Origin of the sequence: Comamonas testosteroni, from assembly GCF_014076415.1 — a bacterium.
Lineage (GTDB): Bacteria > Pseudomonadota > Gammaproteobacteria > Burkholderiales > Burkholderiaceae_C > Comamonas > Comamonas testosteroni_F.
In genome coordinates, this window is sequence record NZ_CP043568.1 from 3448488 (window position 1) to 3469430 (window position 20943).

Below are 20943 nucleotides of genomic sequence, written 5' to 3' on the forward strand. Positions count from 1 at the left end.
ATATCAGGCGTTGGCAGCTATTGTTTTCAGAGTATTCGTCTCATGAGCTTCATGCTGGACGATGTGGGCCTGACCCACAGCAACGGCTTTACCGCCCTGTCCCATATTTCCTTGTACGCCACCCAGGGCGAGAGCATTGCGCTCATCGGCCCCTCCGGTGCCGGCAAGACTTCGCTGCTCAGCACCATAGGCACAGCCTACCTGCCCACGGCAGGTCGCATGCAGGTGCTGGGCCAGACCGTGTCTGCGCAATCCGCAGCCCGCGAACTCAAGGCCCTGCGCAGCCGCATCGGCACCGTGCACCAGGCCGCCCCCATTCCACTGCGTCAACGTGTGGTCACGGCCGTGCTGGCCGGCAAGCTCGGCCAGTGGCCGATGTGGAAGGCGCTGGCATCGCTGGCCTACCCGCAGGACATTGCGGGCGCCCGCGAAGCCCTGGCCCGCGTACAGCTTGACGACAAGCTGTTTGCACGCTGCGATCAGCTCTCTGGCGGCCAGTTGCAGCGCGTGGGCATTGCCCGCGTGCTCTACCAGCAGGCCGGCCTGATTCTGGCCGACGAGCCTGTATCCGCTCTGGACCCTGCGCTCTCGCAGGCCACGGTGCAATTGCTGGTTCAGGAAGCTGCCACGCGCAAGGCCACCCTGGTGGCCAGCCTGCATGCCGTCGATCTGGCTCTGGCCAACTTTGGCCGCATCGTCGGCGTGCGCGATGGCCGGCTGGCCTTTGACCTGCCAGCCGCGCAGGTCGGCGACACCCAGTTGCAAGCGCTCTATGCCCATGCCGATGGCAGAGCGGCCGACCTGCCCATGCTGCACAACCGCCTGGCTCAGAGCGACCTCGTCAGCGCCGCGCCCACTCCCATCCAGGTGAACGCATGCCGGTAGACATGCCCGATCCAGCCCGGCCATCACGCCATGACCCCTCCGCTCGCGGCCGCCTGAGCGCTCTGATCCTGACGCTGGCCGTGCTCTGGCCCATGCTGCAGACCTCGGGCTTTTCGCTCAGGCCGTTTTTCGATGTAGACAATCTCAAAGTCATCGGCGGCTTTCTCGCGCAGTTTCTGCCGCCCGAAACCAATGCAGAGTTCCTGACCTACCTGGGTCAGGCCACGCTGGAGACCCTGGCCATCGCCACGGCCGGTATGGCGCTGGCCTTCGTGATTGCCGTACCCATGGCCTATCTGTCCACGGGCGCGGCGCGCGAGAGGGTCACGCTCAACCCCATCGCCCGCAGCGTGCTCACCATCCTGCGCGGCATTCCCGAGCTGGTCTGGGCTCTGGTGTTTGTGCGCGTCTTCGGTCTGGGCCCCGCAGCCGGTGTGCTGGCCCTGGGCCTGACCTATGGCGGCATGCTGGCCAAGGTCTATGCTGAAATTCTCGAATCCACAGCCCCCGCTCCGGCCCGCGCCCTGCGTGCCAGCGGCGCCGGCCGTATCCAGGCCCTGCTCTACGGCCTGCTGCCGCAGGCGGCCACGGAGCTGACGTCCTACACCGTCTACCGCTGGGAATGCGCGATCCGTGCCTCGGTGGTCATGGGCTTTGTCGGGGCGGGAGGCCTGGGCCAGCTCATGGATCAGGCCATGAAGATGCTCAACGGCGGCGAAGCCGCCAGCATTTTGCTGGCCTTCATGCTGCTGGTGGCAGCGGCCGATCTGCTTTCCTGGTGGCTGCGTCGCACGCTCGACGCTGCGCCTGCGGCGCGCCCCCGGCCCTTCGGCTGGCGAACCGGCACATTTGTGCTGGCTGCCTGTGCGGCCCTGTGGGCCAGCCTGCGGCTTCTGGATATTGATTTCTCGGCGCTGTTCACGGCAGATGCCGCCGCCAGCATGGGCGACTTTGTACGCGGTTTTTTCCCGCCCGATCTAAGCCAGCCCTGGCTGCTCAAGGTGCTGCAAGGCATCTGGGAGACTCTGGCCATCTCCATCGTCGGCACCTTGCTGGCCGCGATCGCTGGCCTGCTGCTGGCCCTGCCGCGCTGGCGTGCGCCATGGAATGTGCTGCTCAATGTGCTGCGCTCGGTGCCCGAACTGGTCTGGGCCACGATCACTGCGCTGGCCGTGGGCCTTGGCCCGTTTGCAGGTGCGCTGGCCCTGTCCCTGCATACCACCGGCGTGCTGGGCCGCCTGTTTGCCGAGGCCTTGCAGAATACTCCGGCAGCTCCCGCGAATGCGCTCAAGCTCAGCGGCAGCAATCGCCTGCTGGCATTTTGCTACGGCACCCTTCCTGGCGCTGCGCCGCAACTGCTGGCGTACACGCTGTACCGCTGGGAGATGAATATCCGCATGGCGGCGATTCTGGGCTTTGTAGGAGCAGGCGGGCTGGGCCAGCTGCTGTACTTCGAGCTTTCGCTGTTCCACTATGCCCAGGCCAGCACCGTGATCATCGCCATGCTCTTGCTGAGCATCGCCGTGGACTGGAGCAGCGCTGCCTTGCGCCGCGCCATGCGTTGACACGGCTGGCTCCGCGTCAGCTTCCTCAGCTCCCCCGCCAATTCACTACGCAGCCGCCTCCGATGGGCCAGCGCTGGCAGCGGCCCGGCCCGCATCCAGGTCTCGATGAGAGCTGAAACCTGAATGACTTCAGCCGCATCTGGCACAGCTTAGGGCGATGCCGCTTCAGACCCCCAGAGGCAGATCGGCTTTTTTCAGCGTGCGCAGCACAAAGCTGGACTGGCTATGGCGTATGCCCTTGATCTTGTAGAGCTTCTCGCGCAGCAGGCGCTCGTAATCGCGCGTGTCCTTGACAACGATACGCAGCAGATAGTCGTACTCGCCCGAAACCAGATGCGCTTCCACCACTTCGGGAATGGTGGCCAGCACCTCGCCGAACTTTTCCAGCGTGTTGTCCGAGTGGCTGTCCAGCGTGACCATGACCAGAACCGAATCGGCCAATCCCAGCGCCTGCGGGTTCAGACGCACGGTATAGCCCTCGATCACGCCGGCCTCCTCCATCTTCTTGATGCGAGCCCAGCATGGTGACGCACTCAGACCCACGGCTGCGCCAATGTCTTGCAGACTGGCACGCGCGTTAGCCTGCAATGCAGCAAGAATCTTTTTATCCAGAGTATCCATATCCTTTAATTTACCGCCAAAATACCAATAACGGAAAAATTTTCTGTAGCAACAGCATATTTGCAGAATTTGAAGCAACATTTTCTGCACTGCAAAATGCACACTTGAGTCCATGGAAGCACGTTTACCGACGCAGCAAAACCATTCAACATACCGCGCCGTTTACCGTCAGCATCCGGTTGGTTGATCCGCAACACGCATACGCAACAGGCCGCATCACTTAAGCACAGTGGTGCGGCCTGTTGATTTTTGGACGTCTCAATCGCCTCGGCAAACGGCAGCTGCATGAAAAAACCCGGCCGGATTTACATCGGGCCGGGTTTTCGGGAGCCGGCCCGGCGCACAAGGCACCTGGCGGATGTTCATGCTGTTTACAGGGATCGCTGCGGAGCAGCATCGGCCTGTACGTGCCTGCGCACCTTGCTGACCAGGCTTTCGCTCACATCCGAAGCCTGGTTGCCCCAGCCCTTGCGCAGGAAGCTGGCCAGTGCAGCCACTTCACCGTCGGTCAGGCGGTCGGCATAGCCCTGCATCACCAGATGCATGGGACGACGCTCTGTAGCGGGCGAGGAAGCGCCCTTGAGAATCACCGACACCAGCGGGCTGGCATCCTTGCCCACTACCATGGCATTGCCTTGCAGCTCGGGGAAGATCTCGGGAGCACCCTTGCCGCTGACAAAGTGGCAGGCTGCGCAGTTGTCGAGATACAGGCGAGCACCCAAAGACATGTCGGGCGCTGCGGACTTCAGCAGTTCCGCCGTGGCTTCTCCAGCTTTATCAGCCCTGGCAACCGCAGTGCTGCGCGGACCCGGTGTCGCCACTTTTTCAGGGGCCGCATCTGCGGCCTGGCCGTCCATGGTCTTGAGGAACTTGGCCATGGCGTTCAAATCGGCATCGGTCATGTACTGCATGGAGTGCTCGACCACCAGCGCCATTTCTCCGTTGGCCACCGCATGGGCGTTGCGGCCGGTTGCCAGATAGGCGGCTACCTGCTCGGTCGTCCATTGCTGAACACGCGAATCCTTGCCGCGCAGTGCAGGAGCAGACCAGTCGTCCACCATGCCGCCGGCAAGGAAGCCGGAGTCGAGCAGGCGTGTGCCGTTCTGCGCCATGAAGGCAGTGCGGGGGCTGTGACAGGCGGCACAGTGACCTGCACCCTCGACCAGGTACTGACCGCGAATCTGCTGATCGTCACCGGCCATGGGCTTGAAGTCTGCATCACCCGACAGCGCAAGCCAGTTCCAGGCACGGATGCCGAAGCGCATATTGAACGGGAAGCTCAGGCTGGTGGCCTGTACCTCGTTCCTGACGGGCTTCACCTCGGTCTGGAGGTAGTCGAACAGCGCGCGAATATCGCTTTCCTTCATGAAGCGATAGTTCTCGTAGGGCATGGCCGGGTACAGCTGCTGGCCATGACCACCGATGCCGTCCACCATTGCGGCACGGAACTGCTCCAGAGTCCAGCTGCCGATACCGGTTTCCTTGTCCGGCGTGATGTTGGAGGACCAGATGGTGCCCATGGGGCTTTCAATGCCGCGACCGCCGGCCATGGGCTCACCCCCCTTGGCAGTATGACAGGCCATGCAGTCACTGGCACGCATGACATATTCGCCGCGGCCGGCTTCTGCCTTCCAGTCGGCAGCCAGCGCTTCATTCGCGGGCGTGGGCTTGAAAGGGACGTAGATCAGCGCCAGCGCCGCCACAACGCCCAGAACGATCAGCGCAATCAGAATGCTGAGGATTTTCTTCATGTCTTGCTCTCCTCAGACCAGCGGACGTGGGTTTTTCAGATACATGGTGCGGATCGCATGCAGCGTCCAGTACGCCAGGCCGCCGACCATGCCGGTGGGGTTGTACTGGGTGTTCTGCACGAAGTTGCCGGCACCGAAGACGAACACGTTGTGCTTGTCCCAGGCCTGGCAATAGCGATTCACCACGCCTTCCGTGGGCTTGTCGGACATGATGTGACCACCGGTGTTGTGCGTGGTCTGGTAGGGACGCACGTCGAACTTCGCACCGATATTCTTGAAACCTGACTGCAGCAGATCCGGCTTCAAGGCGTTGCCCACCTCCTCGGCCTTGATCTTCTGGTACTGGGTCATCCGGATGTCGTTGTCCTGCCAGTTGAAGGTCATGCGCATCAAGGGACGACCATGCGGATCCTTGTAGGTGGGGTCCAGATCAAGATGGTTGTTGCGGTAGGACATGTGCGAGCCGTGCGTGCCGATCGACATGGAATGGCCATACCACTCGCCAATGCCCTTCTTCCAGCCTGCGCCCCAGCCCGGCGTGCCCTTGGGCAACGGCATGGAACGGATGGGCTGACCATTCATGGTGCCCACGCGCCAGTAGGCGCCGCCAATGAAGCCCAGCTTGCCGAAGTCGTTCTGGTTGATGCCGTAGTCGTCGATACACATGCCGTTGGAGCCGTGACCGATGAAGGGATTGAAGTTCTCCTCCTTGAAGAACAGGGTCACGCCACCATTCATCTGGTAGGCGTAGTTCTTGCCTGTCACCCCGGTGTCGGTCTTGGGATCGTAAGGCTTGCCGATGCCTGAGACCAGCAGCAGGTGGACGTTGTTGAGCTGAAAGGACGACAGAATCACCAGGTCAGCGGGCTGGAACACTTCTTCGTTCGTGTTGGAGTCAAAGTAGGTCACGCCGGTTGATGTCTTGCCGTCTTCCGAGCTTTCCACTCGCAGAACCTCGCAGTGCGTGCGATAGGAGAAATTCTTCTTGCGCTTGAGCGCATCCAGCACCGCCGTCTGGGGCGAGGACTTGGAGTACTGGTAGCAACCAAAACGCTCGCAGAAGCCGCAGAAGTTGCAGGGAGCCATCTGCATGCCATAGGGGTTCACGTAGGACGTGGACGCAATGCCGGCAGGAGCCGGGAAGGGATGCAGGCCCATGCTCCTGGCACAGGCTTCGAACTTGCTGGCGTCATAGGTCGATGGAAGAGCAGGCATGGGGTACTCTTTCGAGCGCCAGCCTTCAAACGGGTTGCCGCCAGCCTGAATCTGGCCCTTGATATTGCCGGCCTTGCCCGATACACCTGCCACTTCGTCAAACCGGGTAAAGAAGGGCTCCAGCTCGTCGTAGCTGACGGGGTAATCCATCAGGTTCATGCCTTCCGGAATGATGGACTCGCCCCATTTTTCCCTCACATAGCTGCGCAGCTTGATTTCCTCGGGCTGAGGGCGCCACAGCAAACCATTCCAGTGCGTGCCGGCACCGCCCACGCCATTCGCAGGCAGGAAGGAACCCATCGAACGGTAAGGCAGAGCGATCTCGCTGTCGTCGCGACGCACCGTCACGGTCGCCTGACGCGGGTGCTGCATGTTCTTCAGGCGCACGCCATAGGTCAGCTCGTCGATCTGGTTGGGGTACTTGAACTCAGGCACCGTGTTCTGGTCGCCGCCGCGCTCCAGTGCCACGATCTCCAGGCCCTCTGCCGCCAGCTCCATGCCGGCGATGGAGCCCGTCCAGCCCAGGCCAACGATGACTACGTCTTTTTTCTTTTCAATGCGTGCCATGACTCAGGCCCTTTCACCCTTGATGGAAACCGGTCCCAATGGGTACTTCTTGTTGTGTTGATCCACCCACTCCATATAGCTCGCTCGAGCGCCTGGGAAGCCGATGTATTTCCAGGACTGCATGCCGTGATTGCCGCCATGCACGGGGTCGGCGAAATAGCCTTCCTTGGTATTGGCCAACAAGGTGGCAAAGAAAAGACTCAGTTCAGGGTCTAGCTTGATCTCGCCCTTTTGCAGCGCGGTCAGAGCTTCGTCCTGCTGCTCTGTGGCAAGGCTTTTGAACTCCTTGCCAAAGCGCTCCGTGCAAGCCGCATTGAAGGCGGGAATGGCCTTGCGATAGAGCTGCGCAGGGTTCAGAGGCGATTGCCAGCCCCGGTCGGGTGTGGCGACCGGGTCGTGCGGGCCTTCCATGTACCAGATCTCGGCATTGCCGTAGTAGCCCTTGAGCTGGCGATCGATGAACACCGGCACATGAGCTTCGATCGCTCCAGGTCCATCCCCTTCTGAAGGGATCAGGCGAGCTGTTGCCGCCAGAACAAAGGCCCACTCGTCCGCATTGAAGTACTCGGGCCTGTATGCATCCAGTTTGAGCGCAGGCTCCTTGGAGTTGGCATGCATTGCCACGGCCGTTCCAGCCAGTGCGACGCCAGCACCGGAGGCGAACAGAAAGGATCTGCGGCTTGGTGGGGAAAAGTTGGACATTGTGCGATTCCTACATCGTGTGAACCTCGGCCATGCGCAGCCAGTTGCGCAATGAACGAGTGTTCAGGTTCTTTGAATCAGCGGTGGGTTTCGGGTCAGTTTGGAAGAAGCACACACCCAAAGAAAATGCCCGCAAAGCGGGCACTCGTACGCAGAGCCAGAGCCTTTTTCAAGCCGGCCCATACCGCCTTAACAATTTGATAATAGTTGTGCTGGCAAGTATCTGTACCTGGCAAGCAGCTTGCCCACCAGCAGGTCGTAGTTTTTCATTGGAGTGCGCAACTGGGGTTTTCACTTAGATATAAGACATAAGACTGCCTGCCACTCTGGGCCCAAGACGATGCGAGGCAGTGCTGCCAGACTCAGGGCAGTGGAGGTGCCGAGGCTCGCCCCCAACTACTTGCCCATACGGCGAACAGATGGAAGGTGACGGTGCGCTTTGTCGACACTAAGCTGGAGCCCGTGGCAATGAAAACCGGAACGTGGTGCCCTGTCCGTCACCCTCGACAAGATGGATGGAGACTCCGTGCAGCTCCAGCATCTGGTGCACGATTCTCAAGCCCAGGCCTCCGTCGCGGCGGGCACCACCTACGGTAAAGGGACGCCTGAACAGGCCTTCACGCAACTCTGGCGGGATGCCTGGGCCGGAGTCACTGATAGTCACCTCCAGCTCTTGGCCCACAGCTCTTATGGCTATCCTGATCGCCCCGCCTTCGGGGGTATAGCGCAGGGCGTTATCCAGCAGATTGCTCAGGACGCGCTCTATCATTCCCAGATCTGCACGAACTGCCGGAAGTTGAGGGGCAAGGTCCGCCTGCAAGGAGATATGGCGCGACTCTGCCGCAAGCTCGAACTTCTGGAAAACGTCCTGCACCAGATCAACCAGAGAGAATGATTCAAGCTCCGGCTGCACAAAGCCGTATTCCAGCCTGGCCAGCTCGAACAGGCTTTGGGACAGGGCCCCCACCCTTCGACTCTGGTCAAGCGCAATGCCAAGGTAGCGCCTGCGCTCTGCAGGCTCCAGGCTAGCATCCTTCAGAAGCAAGGTCTCCAGATACCCATGCAAGGACGACAGCGGTGTGCGCAGATCGTGGGAAATATTCGCGATCAATTCCCGGCGCTCCTGATCCTGCCGCGTGAGAGCCTCCCATTGCTCGCTGATGCGCAGCACCATCTGCCGATAGGCAGTGTCCAGCACTGCAATCTCGTCACGGCTGTGATCGGCCACATCCGGGGAGCGTTCAGGCATCTCGGGAGGAACGCCATGCATGTCAAACTGCCGAACCGACTCGGTCAGACGCCGCAAGGGACGCGTGATCAAGGTGAAGGCGACAAGGCCCGCAGCGAGACAGAGCAGTCCGACCATGCCAATCGACAGCAGTGCCGTCTTCAACACCGCATCTGCCGAGCCTCTGGCTGCAAGAAGATCATGGGCCTCACCAAGCAGCACCACATAGATGAAGCCGACTTGCCGCCCGTTTACGCTCAAAGGGGCCGCACTGAAGACCTTGCGGCCATCGCGGCTGCGCGGATCATCCCCCAAAATGGGCAGCATCTGTCCATCGATGAATCGATGAACCGGCTCAAGATCGACCCGGTCGCGACGCAAACGCCCCTCGGGTGCTGCATGACCGGCAATGCGGCCGTCGGGCTCCAGCAGGTAGACCTCCACACTCGGGTTCACCATCATCAGCTGGTTGAAGAGATTTCGTACCGCGTCAGGCATCAAGCCATTCGCATCGGTCAGCTGTGCATCGCGAGCAATACTCTCGGCGACGTCTCGGGACAAGGCTTGCACCACCTCCAGCTCATGCATGCGGTTGGAGCGAAGCTGCAGCCAGGCCGAGGTACCGCTGCAGACCAGGAGCAACAGGGCAAACACGATCGCCAACCGCTGGGTCAGAGTCAGGTTCATTCGCCCTCTCCAGTTTCAGCGAACTTGTAGCCGCGCCCCCAGACCGTGAGGATCCGCGTCGGCTGTGCTGGATTGACCTCCACCTTGGCACGAAGCCGGTTGATATGGGTGTTGACGGTGTGCTCGTAACCCTCGTGCTGATAGCCCCAGACCGCATTGAGCAGGTCCATACGCGAAAACACCTTGCCGGACTGGCGAGCAAAGAAATACAGAAGATCGAACTCACGGGGCGTGAGATCGAGACGGCGTCCGTTAAGACATGCATCTCTTGCCACCGGATCCATGACCAGCCCATTGACCGACAGGCTGCCCGACTCCAGGCGCGCACTCTGAGCCAGGGCATCGACCCGGCGCAGCAGAGCCTTCACCCGCGCCACGAGTTCCAGAACGGAAAACGGCTTGGCCAGATAGTCGTCCGCGCCGATCTCCAGCCCCAGAATGCGATGTACCTCACTGGAGCGGGCGCTGATGATGATGATCGGCGTGTAGCGTGTCATGGCACGCGCACGCCTGCATATCTCCAAGCCGTCCACGCCAGGCAACATCAGATCCAGCACCAGCGCATCCCAGCCACCGCGCTCCAGATGCGCGAGGCCGTCATCGCCACGGGCGCAATGCACCACCTCCAGCCCCTCGTCCCGAAGGTGGAGCGAAAGCAGATCGGCGATGTGGGCGTCGTCCTCGACCAGCAGAATGCGACGGGCGATAGTCATGAGTAATAAGGTCTCCGGCAGGGACGGTTGATGCAGCACTGTGGAGCACAGCCACGTGATTTCACATTGTGCTCAAACTGCTCGCATGGAGTTATCACGTTTTTTTTAACTTTGCGTGAGGACTTCGGGATCGCCACTCCATAAGCTCGATGTCATCGAACCCAGAAAGCCGATGCCATGACCACCCGACGCCATATGCTGCTGGGCGCAGCAGCCTCCGCCGCCGCGCTTGCCACCGGAATCTTCCAGCGCCATGCGACTGCAGCGACAGAGACCTTCGAAATCAGCTACACCGATGCCCAGTGGCGTGCCCGGCTCAGTCCTCAGCAATATGCGGTGCTGCGCCAGGAGGCGACGGAGCCGCCCGGCAGCAGCCCGCTCAACAAGGAGCATCGTCCTGGAACATTTTCCTGCGCCGGCTGTTCCTTGCCCTTGTTTGCCTCCTCCACCAAGTTCGACAGTGGCACCGGCTGGCCCAGTTTCTGGAAGCCGCTGGACAACGCCGTCGCCACCCGAAAGGACCGAAGCTACGGCATGGTGCGTGTCGAAGCGCACTGCCGGCGCTGTGGCGGTCACCTTGGCCATGTATTCGAAGACGGACCAGCTCCTACTGGTCTGCGCTACTGCATGAATGGCCTTGCCTTGGCTTTCACGCCCAAACCCGCCTGAGGAGAAGCAAGCCATGCTGCTGATCGTCCTTGCCTATCTGGGTGGTGTGCTGACCATCGTCAGCCCCTGCATCCTGCCCGTGCTGCCTTTTGTGTTCTCTCGCGCGAACCAGCCCTTTGTGCGCAACGGCCTGCCATTGCTGGCTGGCATGGCATTGACCTTTGCGATCGTTGCCTCTCTCGCCGCCATAGGCGGCGGCTGGGTGGTGGCTGCCAATCAGTATGGCCGCTGGCTGGCACTGGCTCTGGTGGCGGTTTTCGGGCTGACACTGCTGCTGCCGCATCTGTCGGAACGGTTGACCCGCCCATTGGTGGCTGTCGGCGCACGCCTGTCGGAGTCGGCACAGATCGGCGGCGCACCGCAAATAGGATCCTCTGTCATGCTGGGAATCGCGACGGGGCTTCTATGGGCTCCATGCGCCGGACCCATCCTGGGACTGATACTGACCGGTGCGGCCCTGCAGGGCGCCAACACCACCTCGACCCTGCTGCTGCTGGCCTACGCAGCCGGGGCCGCGACTTCCATGGCCGCAGCTCTGCTGCTCGGCGGTCGGGTATTTGCCGCGCTCAAGCGCTCGCTGGGTGCCGGTGAATGGGTGCGGCGCGGTCTCGGGGCAGCCATGCTCGCGGGCGTGGCTGCCATCGCCCTGGGGGTCGATACCGGCGTACTGGCCCGACTGTCAACCGCCTCCACCGGTGGCCTGGAGCAGAAACTGGTCGAGCGCCTGAACCAGCCTCATGGCGAAGACCCCAGGACCATGCGTGGCAATCCGGGCACGATGATGCAGGGACCATCCCTAGCACCTGCTGAAGGGGCTGCCATGATGTCTGCAGGAGCTGCAATGCGCATGAGCGGACCATCGAGTGCAGCTCCTGCGCTGCCCGATGAAGGCATCGCACCGTCCCTTGGCGGAGCGACCCAATGGCTCAACTCCAAGCCTCTGAGCGGGCAAGACCTGCGTGGCAAGGTGGTGCTGGTGGATTTCTGGACCTACTCCTGCATCAACTGCCTGCGCACCCTTCCCTATGTGAAGGCCTGGGCCGAAAAATACCGCGACCAGGGCCTGATTGTGATTGGTGTGCACGCACCCGAGTTCGCTTTTGAGCGCGACATCGGCAACGTGAGCAAGGCCATGAAAGACCTGGGCATCAACTATCCGGTGGCCGTTGACAACCAGTATGCAATCTGGCGCGCATTCAAGAACCAGTATTGGCCTGCTCACTACTTCATCGATGCCACGGGACGCATCCGCCACCACCACTTTGGCGAAGGCGGCTACGCGGAATCGGAACGGGTGATACAGCAGCTTCTCCAAGAAGCGGGCAGCTCCCAGTCGGCCATGGGCCTGACGGAGGTAGATGCCGGGGGCGTGCAACTGGCCGCCAACATGGATGAGGTCGCATCTCCCGAGACCTATCTGGGTTATGAGCGTGCCGAGAACTTTCTCTCCACACCCAAGGCCGTTCCCGACAGGGCGGCAACCTATCTGGAACCGGAACGGCCCAGGCTGAACACCTGGGGCCTTGCCGGGCAATGGATGGTTGGAGCGGAAAGCGCCTTGCTGACCGGACCATCGGGCCGCATCGTCTACCGGTTCAAGGCGCGGGACCTGCACCTGGTGCTGAGCCCGGGCCCTGACGGAAAGCCCGTGCGCTTCAAAGTCCGCATTGACGGCAAACCACCCGGCACCGCCCACGGTGTGGACGTGTCCGCTGACGGCAGCGGCACTGTCACCGGCCAGCGGCTTTACCAGTTGGTGCGCCAGTCCGGAGTCATTACCGAGCATACCTTCAGCATCGAGTTCCTGGACAGCGGCGTTTCTGCCTATGCCTTCACTTTCGGATAGCCATATGAACACACGCATCATCTCACTGGCCGCGTCGAATCGGCGTAGCCTGCTCCAGACACTGGCCGGCAGCATCGTTTTGCTGGGCGGCGGACTGTTCTGGCAACCGACGGCCTTCTCGGCCGAAGAAGCGGTTCGCCTTCCTGCCCCTTCCCTGGACTCCCCGGCTACCGGACCGTCCTCGCAACGCGCGATCTTTGCTGGCGGTTGCTTCTGGGGAGTACAGGGCGTGTTCCAGCACGTAAAGGGCGTGCAGCGCGCGGTCTCCGGCTATAGCGGAGGTGCTGCATCCACCGCCTCCTACGAGCTGGTCAGCCGCGGCAACACCGGCCATGCAGAATCGGTCGAGGTCACCTTCGATCCGACCCAGGTGAGCTATGGAACTCTGTTGCAGATATTTTTCTCTGTCGTCCACGATCCCACCCAGCTCAACCGACAGGGTCCGGACACGGGAACGCAGTATCGCTCGGCAATTTTCGCAACCAGCCCGGCCCAGCTCAAGACAGCGCAGGCCTATATCGCTCAGCTTGACGCAACACACCTGTACCCCAAGCCCATAGTCACCCGCCTCGAGGACAAGGCCAGCTTCTATCCGGCCGAGCTCTACCACCAGGATTTCATGACCGAAAACCCGCGTCACCCCTATATCGTCTTCAATGATTTGCCCAAGGTAAACAACCTCAAGCGCTTCTTCCCAGACCGCTACCGGAGCGAGCCGGTGCTGACCAAGAAAGCGCACCCGTAGCAGTCTGGCGAAATATGCTGCAAGCGTGCACCGCACGGAGACCGCTTGCAGCGTACCCACCGAAAATCAGGGCGATCAGCGCCAGCGCCAGCGCCCAGCGTGAAGACCCAGTCTCCCCGAGAACGGGAAGCCTGACAGGGCATCAGCGCTATGCGCCAGGCTGCGGAGGGTTCACGCCAGGCAGCCATGGATCACCGGAAGCGCAAGACAGCCGTGGCGCAGCCGCCACGGGGATGCGCAGCAGTTTGCCTACAATTTGATGCATGCAGCAAAGCCCCTCCTCCTCAACCGATGTTGCTGCTGCAGTTGAGCGGCTTGTCCAGTTGTACGAACAGCTGACCCCTGGCCACCTGCTGCAACTCGACAGCTATTACGCAAGTGATGCGCACTTCAAGGACCCCTTCAATGAAGTGCGTGGTGTGACAGCCATCGCCGGCATATTCGCCCATATGTTCGACACGCTGCAAGAGCCGCGCTTTGTCGTCACCCAGCGCCTGGTACAGGGCCGGCAGGCTTTCCTGGCCTGGGAATTTCACTTTCGCTTTCGACGCAGGCGGCCCGGCTCCGAGCAATGCATTCGTGGCGCCACCTTGTTGAATTTCAATGCACAAGGTCTGGTCTGCCAGCATCGCGATTACTGGGATGCGGCCGAAGAACTCTATGAAAAGCTGCCACTGCTTGGATCCTTGATGCGCTGGCTGCGCAAAGCAGGTTCTGCGTCCAGGAAGACGCCCCATGCTCACCGTTCATCACCTTGAAACTTCGCTTTCGCAGCGCATGCTCTGGCCGCTTCAGGAGCTCGATGCTCCTTACGAACTGCGTCGCTGCCAGCGCGATCCCCGGACCCACCTCGCGCCACCGGAGCTCAAGCGCGTGCATCCGCCGGGCAAATCGCCGGTGATCACCGATGTGGAGACAGCGCTGGCCTTCATGGATGAGCATCTGGCAAAGCATCGCTGGTCTGCAGGCGAGCATCTGAGCATGGCCGACCTCCAGATGAACTCTGCCGTTGAGCATGAGCGTGCGGCATACCAGCGAGCCTTGAGCAAGAGCGAGCCGGTCATCATGCAATCCTGAGCCGGAAACAGACTTCTCCAGACAGCGCTGATTGCCCGTTTCGAGTGCGCCAGGACTTGGCGTATTTGTTCACGCCGCCCCGTCAACCCGCCGCAGCCAGCCCGTCAAACGTGGTACTCGTCACCCAGTCGATGATCTGCGCATGCGTGTACTGCCCCGACTCCTTGAGCAGGGCAACGACAGGGTCGCAAGCCCGTGCAAACAGCGTATACAGCACCAGTTCTGGGGGCAGCGCGGCATGCAGCTGGCCGCTGGTCTGGGCTTCGGTGATCCAGATGCTGAGCCGGTTGCTCAGGGCAATCAGCCGGTCCATATAGGCATCGTTGGATTGCAAAGAAGCACTTAGATTCGAGTTCTGTGCCGGCAGCGAAGGCATTTCACCCTCCAGCTGCGTCTGCATGGCCCAGCGCGTCACGGCCTTGAGCTGATCCAGCGGGCGCATGGGAGCACCTGTCTCGGCCGCCTGGCTTGCTTCGTCGCGCAAGCCGTCCACGAAGGCCAGGGCACGATCCAGCACGCCGATCATGGCGGCTCCCGCCAGTTCCTCCTTGGAGGTGAACAGCTTGTAGAGGCTGGCCTTGGCCATGCCGGCTTCGGCAGCGACCTCGTCCACCGTCATGGCGTCATAACCCTTGGTGGCCAGCAGCCGGTTGACGGCCACCACGATGGCCTGCTCACGCACGCGCTGTATCTGCTGTTTGATGGAGGAGCGGCTTGTCATGGGCTTATTTTAGACCTGATAGGCCACACCTCATACTAGATAGTGCAAAGTGGAAATGTTTGGTTTATAGTTTGAACTCATCAGTTCATGATTTGACCTTGCTGGTGCAAACGGACTGATAAACCAGGAAAGGCATTCGCATGCATCGCATTGCAGTCATAGGGTCTGGGATTGCGGGTCTGGCCGCTGCCCGTCGTCTGACAGGCGCGCCTGGCCAGCATCGCGTGACATTGCTGGAAGCGGGCCACCATTTCGGCGGGCATGCCAACACCGTCGATATGACGCTGAATGGCGTGAGCCAGGGTGTGGACACGGGCTTTCTCGTCTTCAATCACCGTACCTATCCGCTTTTGACGCAGCTGTTCGAAGAGCTGCAGGTGCCTACGGCGGCCGCCGAGATGTCGTTTTCCGTGCAGGTGCCGCAGGCCGATGGCAGGCCGGGCCTGGAGTGGAGCGGCAGCTCGCTGAACGGCGTATTCGCGCAGCGCCGCAACCTGCTGCGTCCCCGTTTTCTGAAGATGCTGGCGGAGATCCTGCGCTTCAACCGGCTGGCCACACGCATTGCGCAGGAAGGCGATGAAGCGCGGCTGCGCAGCTCCATCGAAGTCTTTCTGGATGAACACGGCTTCGGTGCCGCCTTCCGCCAGGACTATCTGCTGCCCATGATGGGCTGCATCTGGTCCTGCCCTATTGACCAGATGCTGCGCTTTCCCGTGGCCACGCTGATCCGCTTCTGCCACAACCATGGCCTGATCCAGGTCTCCGACCGGCCCCAGTGGTACACCGTGCGGGGCGGCTCGCGCCAGTATGTGCGGCGCATGCTGGCCGCGCTGCAGCACGATGGCCGCCACGAGGCCCGTCTGAACGCGCCCGTGCTGGGCCTGCGCCGCGTGGAACATGGCGTGTTGCTGCAGATGGCGCATGGCACGGAGCACTTCGATGCCGTGGTGCTGGCCTGCCACAGCGACCAGGCCCTGCACCTGCTGGGCCTCGATGCCACGCTGCAGGAGCGCAGCGTGCTGGGAGCCATCCGCTACCAGCCCAATCAGGCCGTGCTGCACACCGATGCCAGCGTGCTGCCCAGCCGCCAGGCGGCCTGGTCCGCCTGGAACTACGAACGCGCGGCCGATGCGGGTTGCAACCGGATAGGCGTCTGCCTGCACTATCTGATCAACCGGCTGCAGCCTCTGCCGTGGCAGCAGCCAGTGATGGTCTCCTTGAATCCGGTGCGCCCCATCGACGACAGCCAGGTCCACGCGCGCATCGAGTACAGCCACCCTGTGTTCGATCTGGCCGCCATCGAGGCCCAGGGCCAGGTCGCAGCTCTGCAAGGCCAGCGCCGGACCTGGTTCTGCGGTGCCTGGTGTGGCTACGGCTTTCACGAAGATGGTCTGCGGTCGGGGCTCGACGCGGCCGATGGCCTGCTGGACGTCTTGCCCAGGCTGCCCGTCAGCCCTGCCATCAGGGGGGCAGCATGAACGCTCGGCCCCTCATCGGCTTCGGCCATGTCTGGCATCGACGTCTGCGCCCCGTCGAACATGCCTTCCGATATTCGGGCTACTTCCTCATGCTGCCAATGCGCAGCTTGCGCATGCAGCCCGATAACGTGCTGCGGCGCAACCGGCTCGGCTGGATCAGCTTTCACGACAGCGACCACGGCGAGGGCGGAGCCGATGCCCTGGACTGGTTCGAGCAACTGCTGCACAGCGAAGGCATTGGCGATGCCGATGGTGAAGTCTGGCTGCACACCTTCCCGCGCGTGCTGGGCTACGTCTTCAAGCCCGTAAGTTTCTGGTATGCGCACCGCAGCGATGGCTCGCTGGCCGCCGTGCTGGCGGAAGTCAACAACACCTTTGGCGAGCGCCATGCCTATCTGCTGGCAGGCCCCGACCTGGCCTGGGGCCGCGAGCAGATGGCACGCAAGCAGTTCCATGTCTCGCCGTTCTGCGAAGTGCGTGGCGAGTACCGCTTCCGCTTCGAGCGCAGCGAGAAACGCACCCTGGCGCGCGTGGATCTGCATGACGAAGACGGCCCTCTGCTACAGACCAGCGTAGGCGGCACGCTGCATCCGTTGGATGCGACCACCGTGCGCCGCGCCTTCTTCGGCACTCCCTTGATGACGCTGGGCGTCATCGCCCGCATCCACTGGCAGGCGCTGCTCCTCTGGGCCAAGCGCCTGCCCTTCCATGGCAAACCCACCAAGCCCGAGCGCTTCGTCACACGATGAACACCACCGCCGCCCCCTTGCTGAGCCCCGCCGCCGCAGCACCGCGCCGCACGCCTGCGCGGGCACGCCGTGTACTCCATCTTCTCGAACGCCTGCCACACGGGCGGCTGGACCTGGAGCAGCCCGATGGCCGGCTGCTGCACCTGCCCCAGCCCCGGCCTGCACCCGGCCCTGCCGACGCGCACTTCGTGCTGCATGACTGGCAGGCGCTGGAGCGCACCCTGAAATCGGGTGACATCGGTCTGGCCGAAGGCTACATCGCCGGCGAATGGGACAGTCCCGACCTGGCTGCGCTGCTGCGCCTGTGCATGACCAACCGCGACCATATGCAAAGCCTGGTCTACGGCAGTTGGTGGGGTCGGCTGGGCTATCGCCTGCGCCACCTGCTGCAGCGCAATACGCGGGCCGGCAGTGCCAGGAACATCCATGCTCACTACGACCTTGGCAATGATTTCTACCGCCTTTGGCTGGACCCGGGCATGAACTACAGCGCGGCCTGGTTCGAGGGCCGCACGGGCAAGGCCTTGCACCACGCCAACCTGCAGGACGCCCAGCAGGCCAAGCTCAGGCGCACGCTGAACGAGGTGAGTCTGCAGCCCGGCCAGCGCCTGCTGGAAATCGGCTGCGGCTGGGGTGGCCTGGCAGAGACTGCGGCCCGCGAATGCGGTGCCCGGGTCACGGGCGTGACGCTGTCGCGCGAGCAACTGATCTGGGGACAGCAGCGCATGCTGCATGCAGGGCTGGCCGATGCCGTGGAGCTGCGCTACCAGGACTACCGCGACCTGCCGGCCCTGCATGCGGGCCAGCCCTTCGACGCCATCGTCTCCATCGAGATGTTCGAGGCCGTGGGCCGCGAATACTGGCGCGGCTACTTCCAGATGCTGCGGGACTGCCTCAAACCCGGCGGCCTGGCCTGCATACAGACCATCACGCTGCGCGAAGACCTGTTCGAGCGCTATCTGCGCTCCACCGACTTCATACAGCAGTACATCTTCCCGGGCGGGCTGCTGCCCAGCATTTCCGCCTTCGAGCAGGAAGCTCGGCGTGCCGGCCTGGTGGTGGAGCGCCGCATGGCCTTCGGCCGCGACTATGCGGAAACGCTGCGGCGCTGGCGTCAGTCCTTCGAGCAACAGCTCGACGCCGTGCGCGCCCAGGACTTCGACGAACGCTTTGTGCGCATCTGGCGCTTCTACCTCGCCTACTGCGAGGCGGCCTTCGACGCCGGCAACACCGATGTCGTGCAGTTCACGCTGCGCAAGCCCCTGCCATGACGGCCCCACCCCTGCGTCCACACCGCCGCCAGGCCCTGGCCTGGGGCGCGGCCCTTGCCCTTGCACCTTCATTGACCACCATGTCCAACGCACTCCACGCCAAGACCCCTGCTGCAGACCTTCCGGCCGAGCTGCGCAGTGCCCTGCCGGCCGCGCGTCTGATGGGCACCGGCGTGCTGCGCTTCTTTGGTCTGCGCGTCTACGAGGCACGGCTGTGGGCCGCGCCCGGCTCGCTGCCAGATGACTACGCCCTCCACCCGTTTGCGCTGGAGCTGGTCTATGACCGCAAGCTCGAAGGCGCGGCCATTGCCGAGCGCTCCATCGCCGAAATGCGCAGGGTGGGCAGCTTCACCGACGAGCAAGCCCGCCGATGGTTGGCCCTGATGAAGCAGGCCTTCCCCGATGTGGTGGCCCAGGACCGGCTGCTGGGGCTGAACGACGGCCAGGGCGAGGTGCGCTTCTTCCACAACGGTCGCCAGACCGCACAGCTGCGCGATGCTGACTACGCTCGCCTGTTCTTCGGCATCTGGCTGGCGCCGCAGACCTCGGCACCAGCCATGCGCAGCTCGCTGCTGGGCCTGGGCTGAGCGCCAACGGACCCCGCCATGGCCACACACCCTGCCGCTGTCTCCACGCTGCCCTGGCGCACGGGGCTGGCCTATGGCTCTCTGGCTGCGCCGCTGGCGTTCGTGTCCCTGCCGCTGTATGTGAACCTGCCCTACCACTACGCCAGTGTGGCCGGTGCGCCGCTGGCGGGGCTGGGTGCCGTGCTGCTGGCCACGCGCGGCTTGGACGCCCTGGTGGACCCCGCCATCGGCCGCCAGGCCGACAGGCTGCTGCGCCTGGGTACGCGCCCGGCCTGGTGCGCTGCAGCGCTGGCCAGCCTGCTGATGGCGCTGGGCTTCTGGGCGCTGTGGCATCCGCCGCGCGGTGGCCAGGCCGCCATGCTGGGCTGGCTGGCCTGCAGCCTGCTGGTGTGCACGCTGGCCTACAGCTTCGTCACCATTCTCCACCAGGCCTGGGGCACGCGCTGGGGCGGTCAACCCGCCTGGCGTGCCCGCGTCACGGCGTGGCGCGAGGGCTCCACGCTGGCTGGCGTGCTGCTGGCCAGCGTGCTGCCGGCATGGATGGGTTTTGACGCCACCAGCGCCATGCTGACGCTGGGCCTGGCGCTGGGGCTGCTGGGGCTGTACCGGCTCAAGGCGCCCGTGACGTCAGTGACGCAGGTGCAGCAGGCCGCGGCTGACGCCTCTCAGATCTCACCGTGGGCGGATGCCGGATTTCGGCGGCTGCTGGCCGTGTTCATGCTCAACGGCGTGGCCGCTGCCATTCCCGCCACCTTGCTGCCCTTCTTCGTGGCCGACAGATTGCAGACGCCCGAACTGCAGCCCTTGCTGCTGCTGTGCTTTTTTGGTGCGGCGGCCCTGGGCCTGCCGCTGTGGGTGAAGGCCGTCTCGCACTGGGGCCTGGCGCCCAGTTGGCGCGCAGGCATGCTGGCCAGCGTGCTGGCCTTCGGCTTCACACCCTGGCTGGGCACGGGCGACGGCCTGGCCTTTGCCGTGATCTGCCTGGCCAGCGGTCTGGCCCTGGGCGCGGACCTGGCCCTGCCGGGCGCACTGCTCACGGGCGTGATCCACGAGTCCGGCCAGGGCGGCCGGGGCGAGGGCCGCTACCTGGGCTGGTGGACCTGCGCCACCAAGCTAAACCTGGCCCTGGCCGCAGGCCTGACCTTGCCCCTGCTCTCTGCCGCAGGCTACCGCAGCGGCGACAGCGATGAGGCCGGCCTGCAGGCGCTGGCCTGGGCCTATGGCGGCCTGCCCTGCCTGCTCAAGCTGGCGGCGGCGCTGCTGCTCTGGCGCGCCGAGCGACGCCATTCTTCCTGGAGGCACACATGAGCAACATCATCCGATCCACCTCGTTTTCGCCGCTGTGGCATGCCTGCCTGGGCGCAGCATTGGCGCTGAGCCTTGCAGGCTGCGCCGGGCCTTCCGTGCAGGACTATGCCAAGGAGCAGCCGCAACTGGACCTGCGCCAGTACTTCAACGGGCCGCTGACGGCACACGGCATGTTCACGGACCGCTCAGGCAAGGTGGTCAAGCGCTTCACGGTGCGCATGACAGGGAGCTGGAAGGGCGACGAGGGCACGCTGGACGAGCACTTTGTCTACAGCGACGGCAGCACGCAGCAACGCGTCTGGCATATCCGCCATCTGGGCGACGGGCGCTACAGCGGCCGCGCCGACGACGTGGTGGGTGAAGCCCAGGGCCAGAGCGCCGGCAATGCCATCCGCTGGAGCTATGTGCTGGCCCTGCCCGTGAATGGAAGAGTCTGGAATGTCAGCATGGATGACTGGATGTACCTGATCGACGGACGCACCCTGCTCAACCGCACCGCCATGAGCAAGCTGGGCCTGCATCTGGGCGATGTGACACTTGCCATCGTCAAGGAGTGAA

21 protein-coding genes are annotated in these 20943 nt (G+C 63.1%); 13 read left to right on the plus strand and 8 right to left on the minus strand.

All coding sequences use genetic code 11. The features are described 5' to 3' along the window. Positions 1–42 precede the first annotated feature (42 nt). Together F0P97_RS15805 and phnE are read left to right on the plus strand one after the other, a co-directional pair. Complete coding sequence (locus F0P97_RS15805) at positions 43–885, plus strand: phosphonate ABC transporter ATP-binding protein (RefSeq protein ID WP_182283053.1); 843 nt, start codon at positions 43–45, stop codon at positions 883–885. Then, on the plus strand, positions 876–2450 hold the full coding sequence (gene phnE / locus F0P97_RS15810) for a phosphonate ABC transporter, permease protein PhnE (RefSeq protein ID WP_182283054.1): 1575 nt from the start codon (positions 876–878) through the stop codon (positions 2448–2450). Before F0P97_RS15805 ends, phnE begins: the two co-directional genes overlap by 10 nt. Before the next feature lie 165 nt (positions 2451–2615). Here the strand turns inward: phnE and F0P97_RS15815 are convergent, their stop codons facing one another. From F0P97_RS15815 to F0P97_RS15845, 7 genes are all read right to left on the minus strand, one after another. Then, positions 2616–3071, minus strand: a complete 456-nt coding sequence (locus F0P97_RS15815) for an Lrp/AsnC family transcriptional regulator (protein WP_003054244.1) — start codon at positions 3069–3071, stop codon at positions 2616–2618. Positions 3072–3076: 5 nt separating this feature from the next. Then, positions 3077–3358, minus strand: a complete 282-nt coding sequence (locus tag F0P97_RS15820) for a hypothetical protein (RefSeq protein ID WP_182283055.1) — start codon at positions 3356–3358, stop codon at positions 3077–3079. Between the two features lie 84 nt (positions 3359–3442). Beyond that, the gene (locus F0P97_RS15825) at positions 3443–4822 is read right to left on the minus strand and encodes a cytochrome c (protein ID WP_182283056.1); all 1380 of its coding nucleotides are present in this window, start codon (positions 4820–4822) and stop codon (positions 3443–3445) included. A 12-nt stretch (positions 4823–4834) separates the two neighbouring features. Further along, positions 4835–6604, minus strand: a complete 1770-nt coding sequence (locus F0P97_RS15830; protein ID WP_182283057.1) for a GMC family oxidoreductase — start codon at positions 6602–6604, stop codon at positions 4835–4837. 3 nt (positions 6605–6607) lie between these two features. Next, positions 6608–7306, minus strand: a complete 699-nt coding sequence (locus F0P97_RS15835; protein ID WP_182283058.1) for a gluconate 2-dehydrogenase subunit 3 family protein — start codon at positions 7304–7306, stop codon at positions 6608–6610. Positions 7307–7754: 448 nt separating this feature from the next. Beyond that, positions 7755–9221, minus strand: a complete 1467-nt coding sequence (locus tag F0P97_RS15840) for a sensor histidine kinase (protein WP_182283059.1) — start codon at positions 9219–9221, stop codon at positions 7755–7757. Continuing rightward, a complete protein-coding gene (locus F0P97_RS15845; protein WP_182283060.1) occupies positions 9218–9934 on the minus strand; it encodes a response regulator transcription factor in 717 nt (238 codons plus the stop codon). The genes F0P97_RS15840 and F0P97_RS15845 overlap by 4 nt, the downstream gene beginning before the upstream one ends. 177 nt (positions 9935–10111) lie before the next feature. Here F0P97_RS15845 and msrB point away from each other — a divergent pair, with 177 nt between their 5' ends. The 5 genes from msrB (at position 10112) to F0P97_RS15870 (ending at position 14271) form a co-directional block, all read left to right on the plus strand. Then, positions 10112–10603, plus strand: a complete 492-nt coding sequence (msrB, locus tag F0P97_RS15850) for a peptide-methionine (R)-S-oxide reductase MsrB (RefSeq protein ID WP_182283061.1) — start codon at positions 10112–10114, stop codon at positions 10601–10603. Between the two features lie 13 nt (positions 10604–10616). Continuing rightward, positions 10617–12449 (plus strand): cytochrome c biogenesis protein DipZ, encoded by a 1833-nt coding sequence (locus F0P97_RS15855; protein WP_182283062.1) that lies wholly within the window; start codon positions 10617–10619, stop codon positions 12447–12449. Between the two features lie 4 nt (positions 12450–12453). After that, positions 12454–13194: a peptide-methionine (S)-S-oxide reductase MsrA gene (gene msrA / locus F0P97_RS15860; protein WP_182283063.1), complete on the plus strand. Its 741-nt coding sequence runs from the start codon at positions 12454–12456 to the stop codon at positions 13192–13194. A gap of 263 nt (positions 13195–13457) precedes the next feature. Then, the gene (locus F0P97_RS15865; RefSeq protein ID WP_182283064.1) at positions 13458–13952 is read left to right on the plus strand and encodes a nuclear transport factor 2 family protein; all 495 of its coding nucleotides are present in this window, start codon (positions 13458–13460) and stop codon (positions 13950–13952) included. Beyond that, the gene (locus F0P97_RS15870; protein ID WP_182283065.1) at positions 13930–14271 is read left to right on the plus strand and encodes a glutathione S-transferase; all 342 of its coding nucleotides are present in this window, start codon (positions 13930–13932) and stop codon (positions 14269–14271) included. The genes F0P97_RS15865 and F0P97_RS15870 overlap by 23 nt, the downstream gene beginning before the upstream one ends. Positions 14272–14353: 82 nt before the next feature. Here F0P97_RS15870 and F0P97_RS15875 read toward each other — a convergent pair whose 3' ends face one another. Then, positions 14354–14992: a TetR/AcrR family transcriptional regulator gene (locus F0P97_RS15875; protein WP_182283066.1), complete on the minus strand. Its 639-nt coding sequence runs from the start codon at positions 14990–14992 to the stop codon at positions 14354–14356. Between the two features lie 140 nt (positions 14993–15132). On the opposite strand from F0P97_RS15875, the gene F0P97_RS15880 reads away from it, so the two are divergent. From F0P97_RS15880 to F0P97_RS15905, 6 genes are read left to right on the plus strand one after another with little or no spacing between them, the layout of a single operon-like run. Further along, the gene (locus F0P97_RS15880) at positions 15133–16470 is read left to right on the plus strand and encodes an NAD(P)/FAD-dependent oxidoreductase (RefSeq protein ID WP_182283067.1); all 1338 of its coding nucleotides are present in this window, start codon (positions 15133–15135) and stop codon (positions 16468–16470) included. Next, positions 16467–17219, plus strand: coding sequence for a DUF1365 domain-containing protein (locus F0P97_RS15885; RefSeq protein ID WP_182283068.1), 753 nt, complete (start codon positions 16467–16469; stop codon positions 17217–17219). Before F0P97_RS15880 ends, F0P97_RS15885 begins: the two co-directional genes overlap by 4 nt. Then, entirely contained in the window at positions 17216–18490 is a 1275-nt protein-coding gene (locus F0P97_RS15890; RefSeq protein WP_182283069.1) for an SAM-dependent methyltransferase, read from the plus strand. The genes F0P97_RS15885 and F0P97_RS15890 overlap by 4 nt, the downstream gene beginning before the upstream one ends. After that, positions 18487–19077, plus strand: coding sequence for a chalcone isomerase family protein (locus tag F0P97_RS15895; protein WP_182283070.1), 591 nt, complete (start codon positions 18487–18489; stop codon positions 19075–19077). The genes F0P97_RS15890 and F0P97_RS15895 overlap by 4 nt, the downstream gene beginning before the upstream one ends. 18 nt (positions 19078–19095) lie before the next feature. After that, complete coding sequence (locus F0P97_RS15900) at positions 19096–20385, plus strand: MFS transporter (protein WP_182283071.1); 1290 nt, start codon at positions 19096–19098, stop codon at positions 20383–20385. After that, positions 20382–20942 (plus strand): DUF3833 domain-containing protein, encoded by a 561-nt coding sequence (locus F0P97_RS15905; RefSeq protein WP_182283072.1) that lies wholly within the window; start codon positions 20382–20384, stop codon positions 20940–20942. Before F0P97_RS15900 ends, F0P97_RS15905 begins: the two co-directional genes overlap by 4 nt. Position 20943 lies beyond the last annotated feature (1 nt).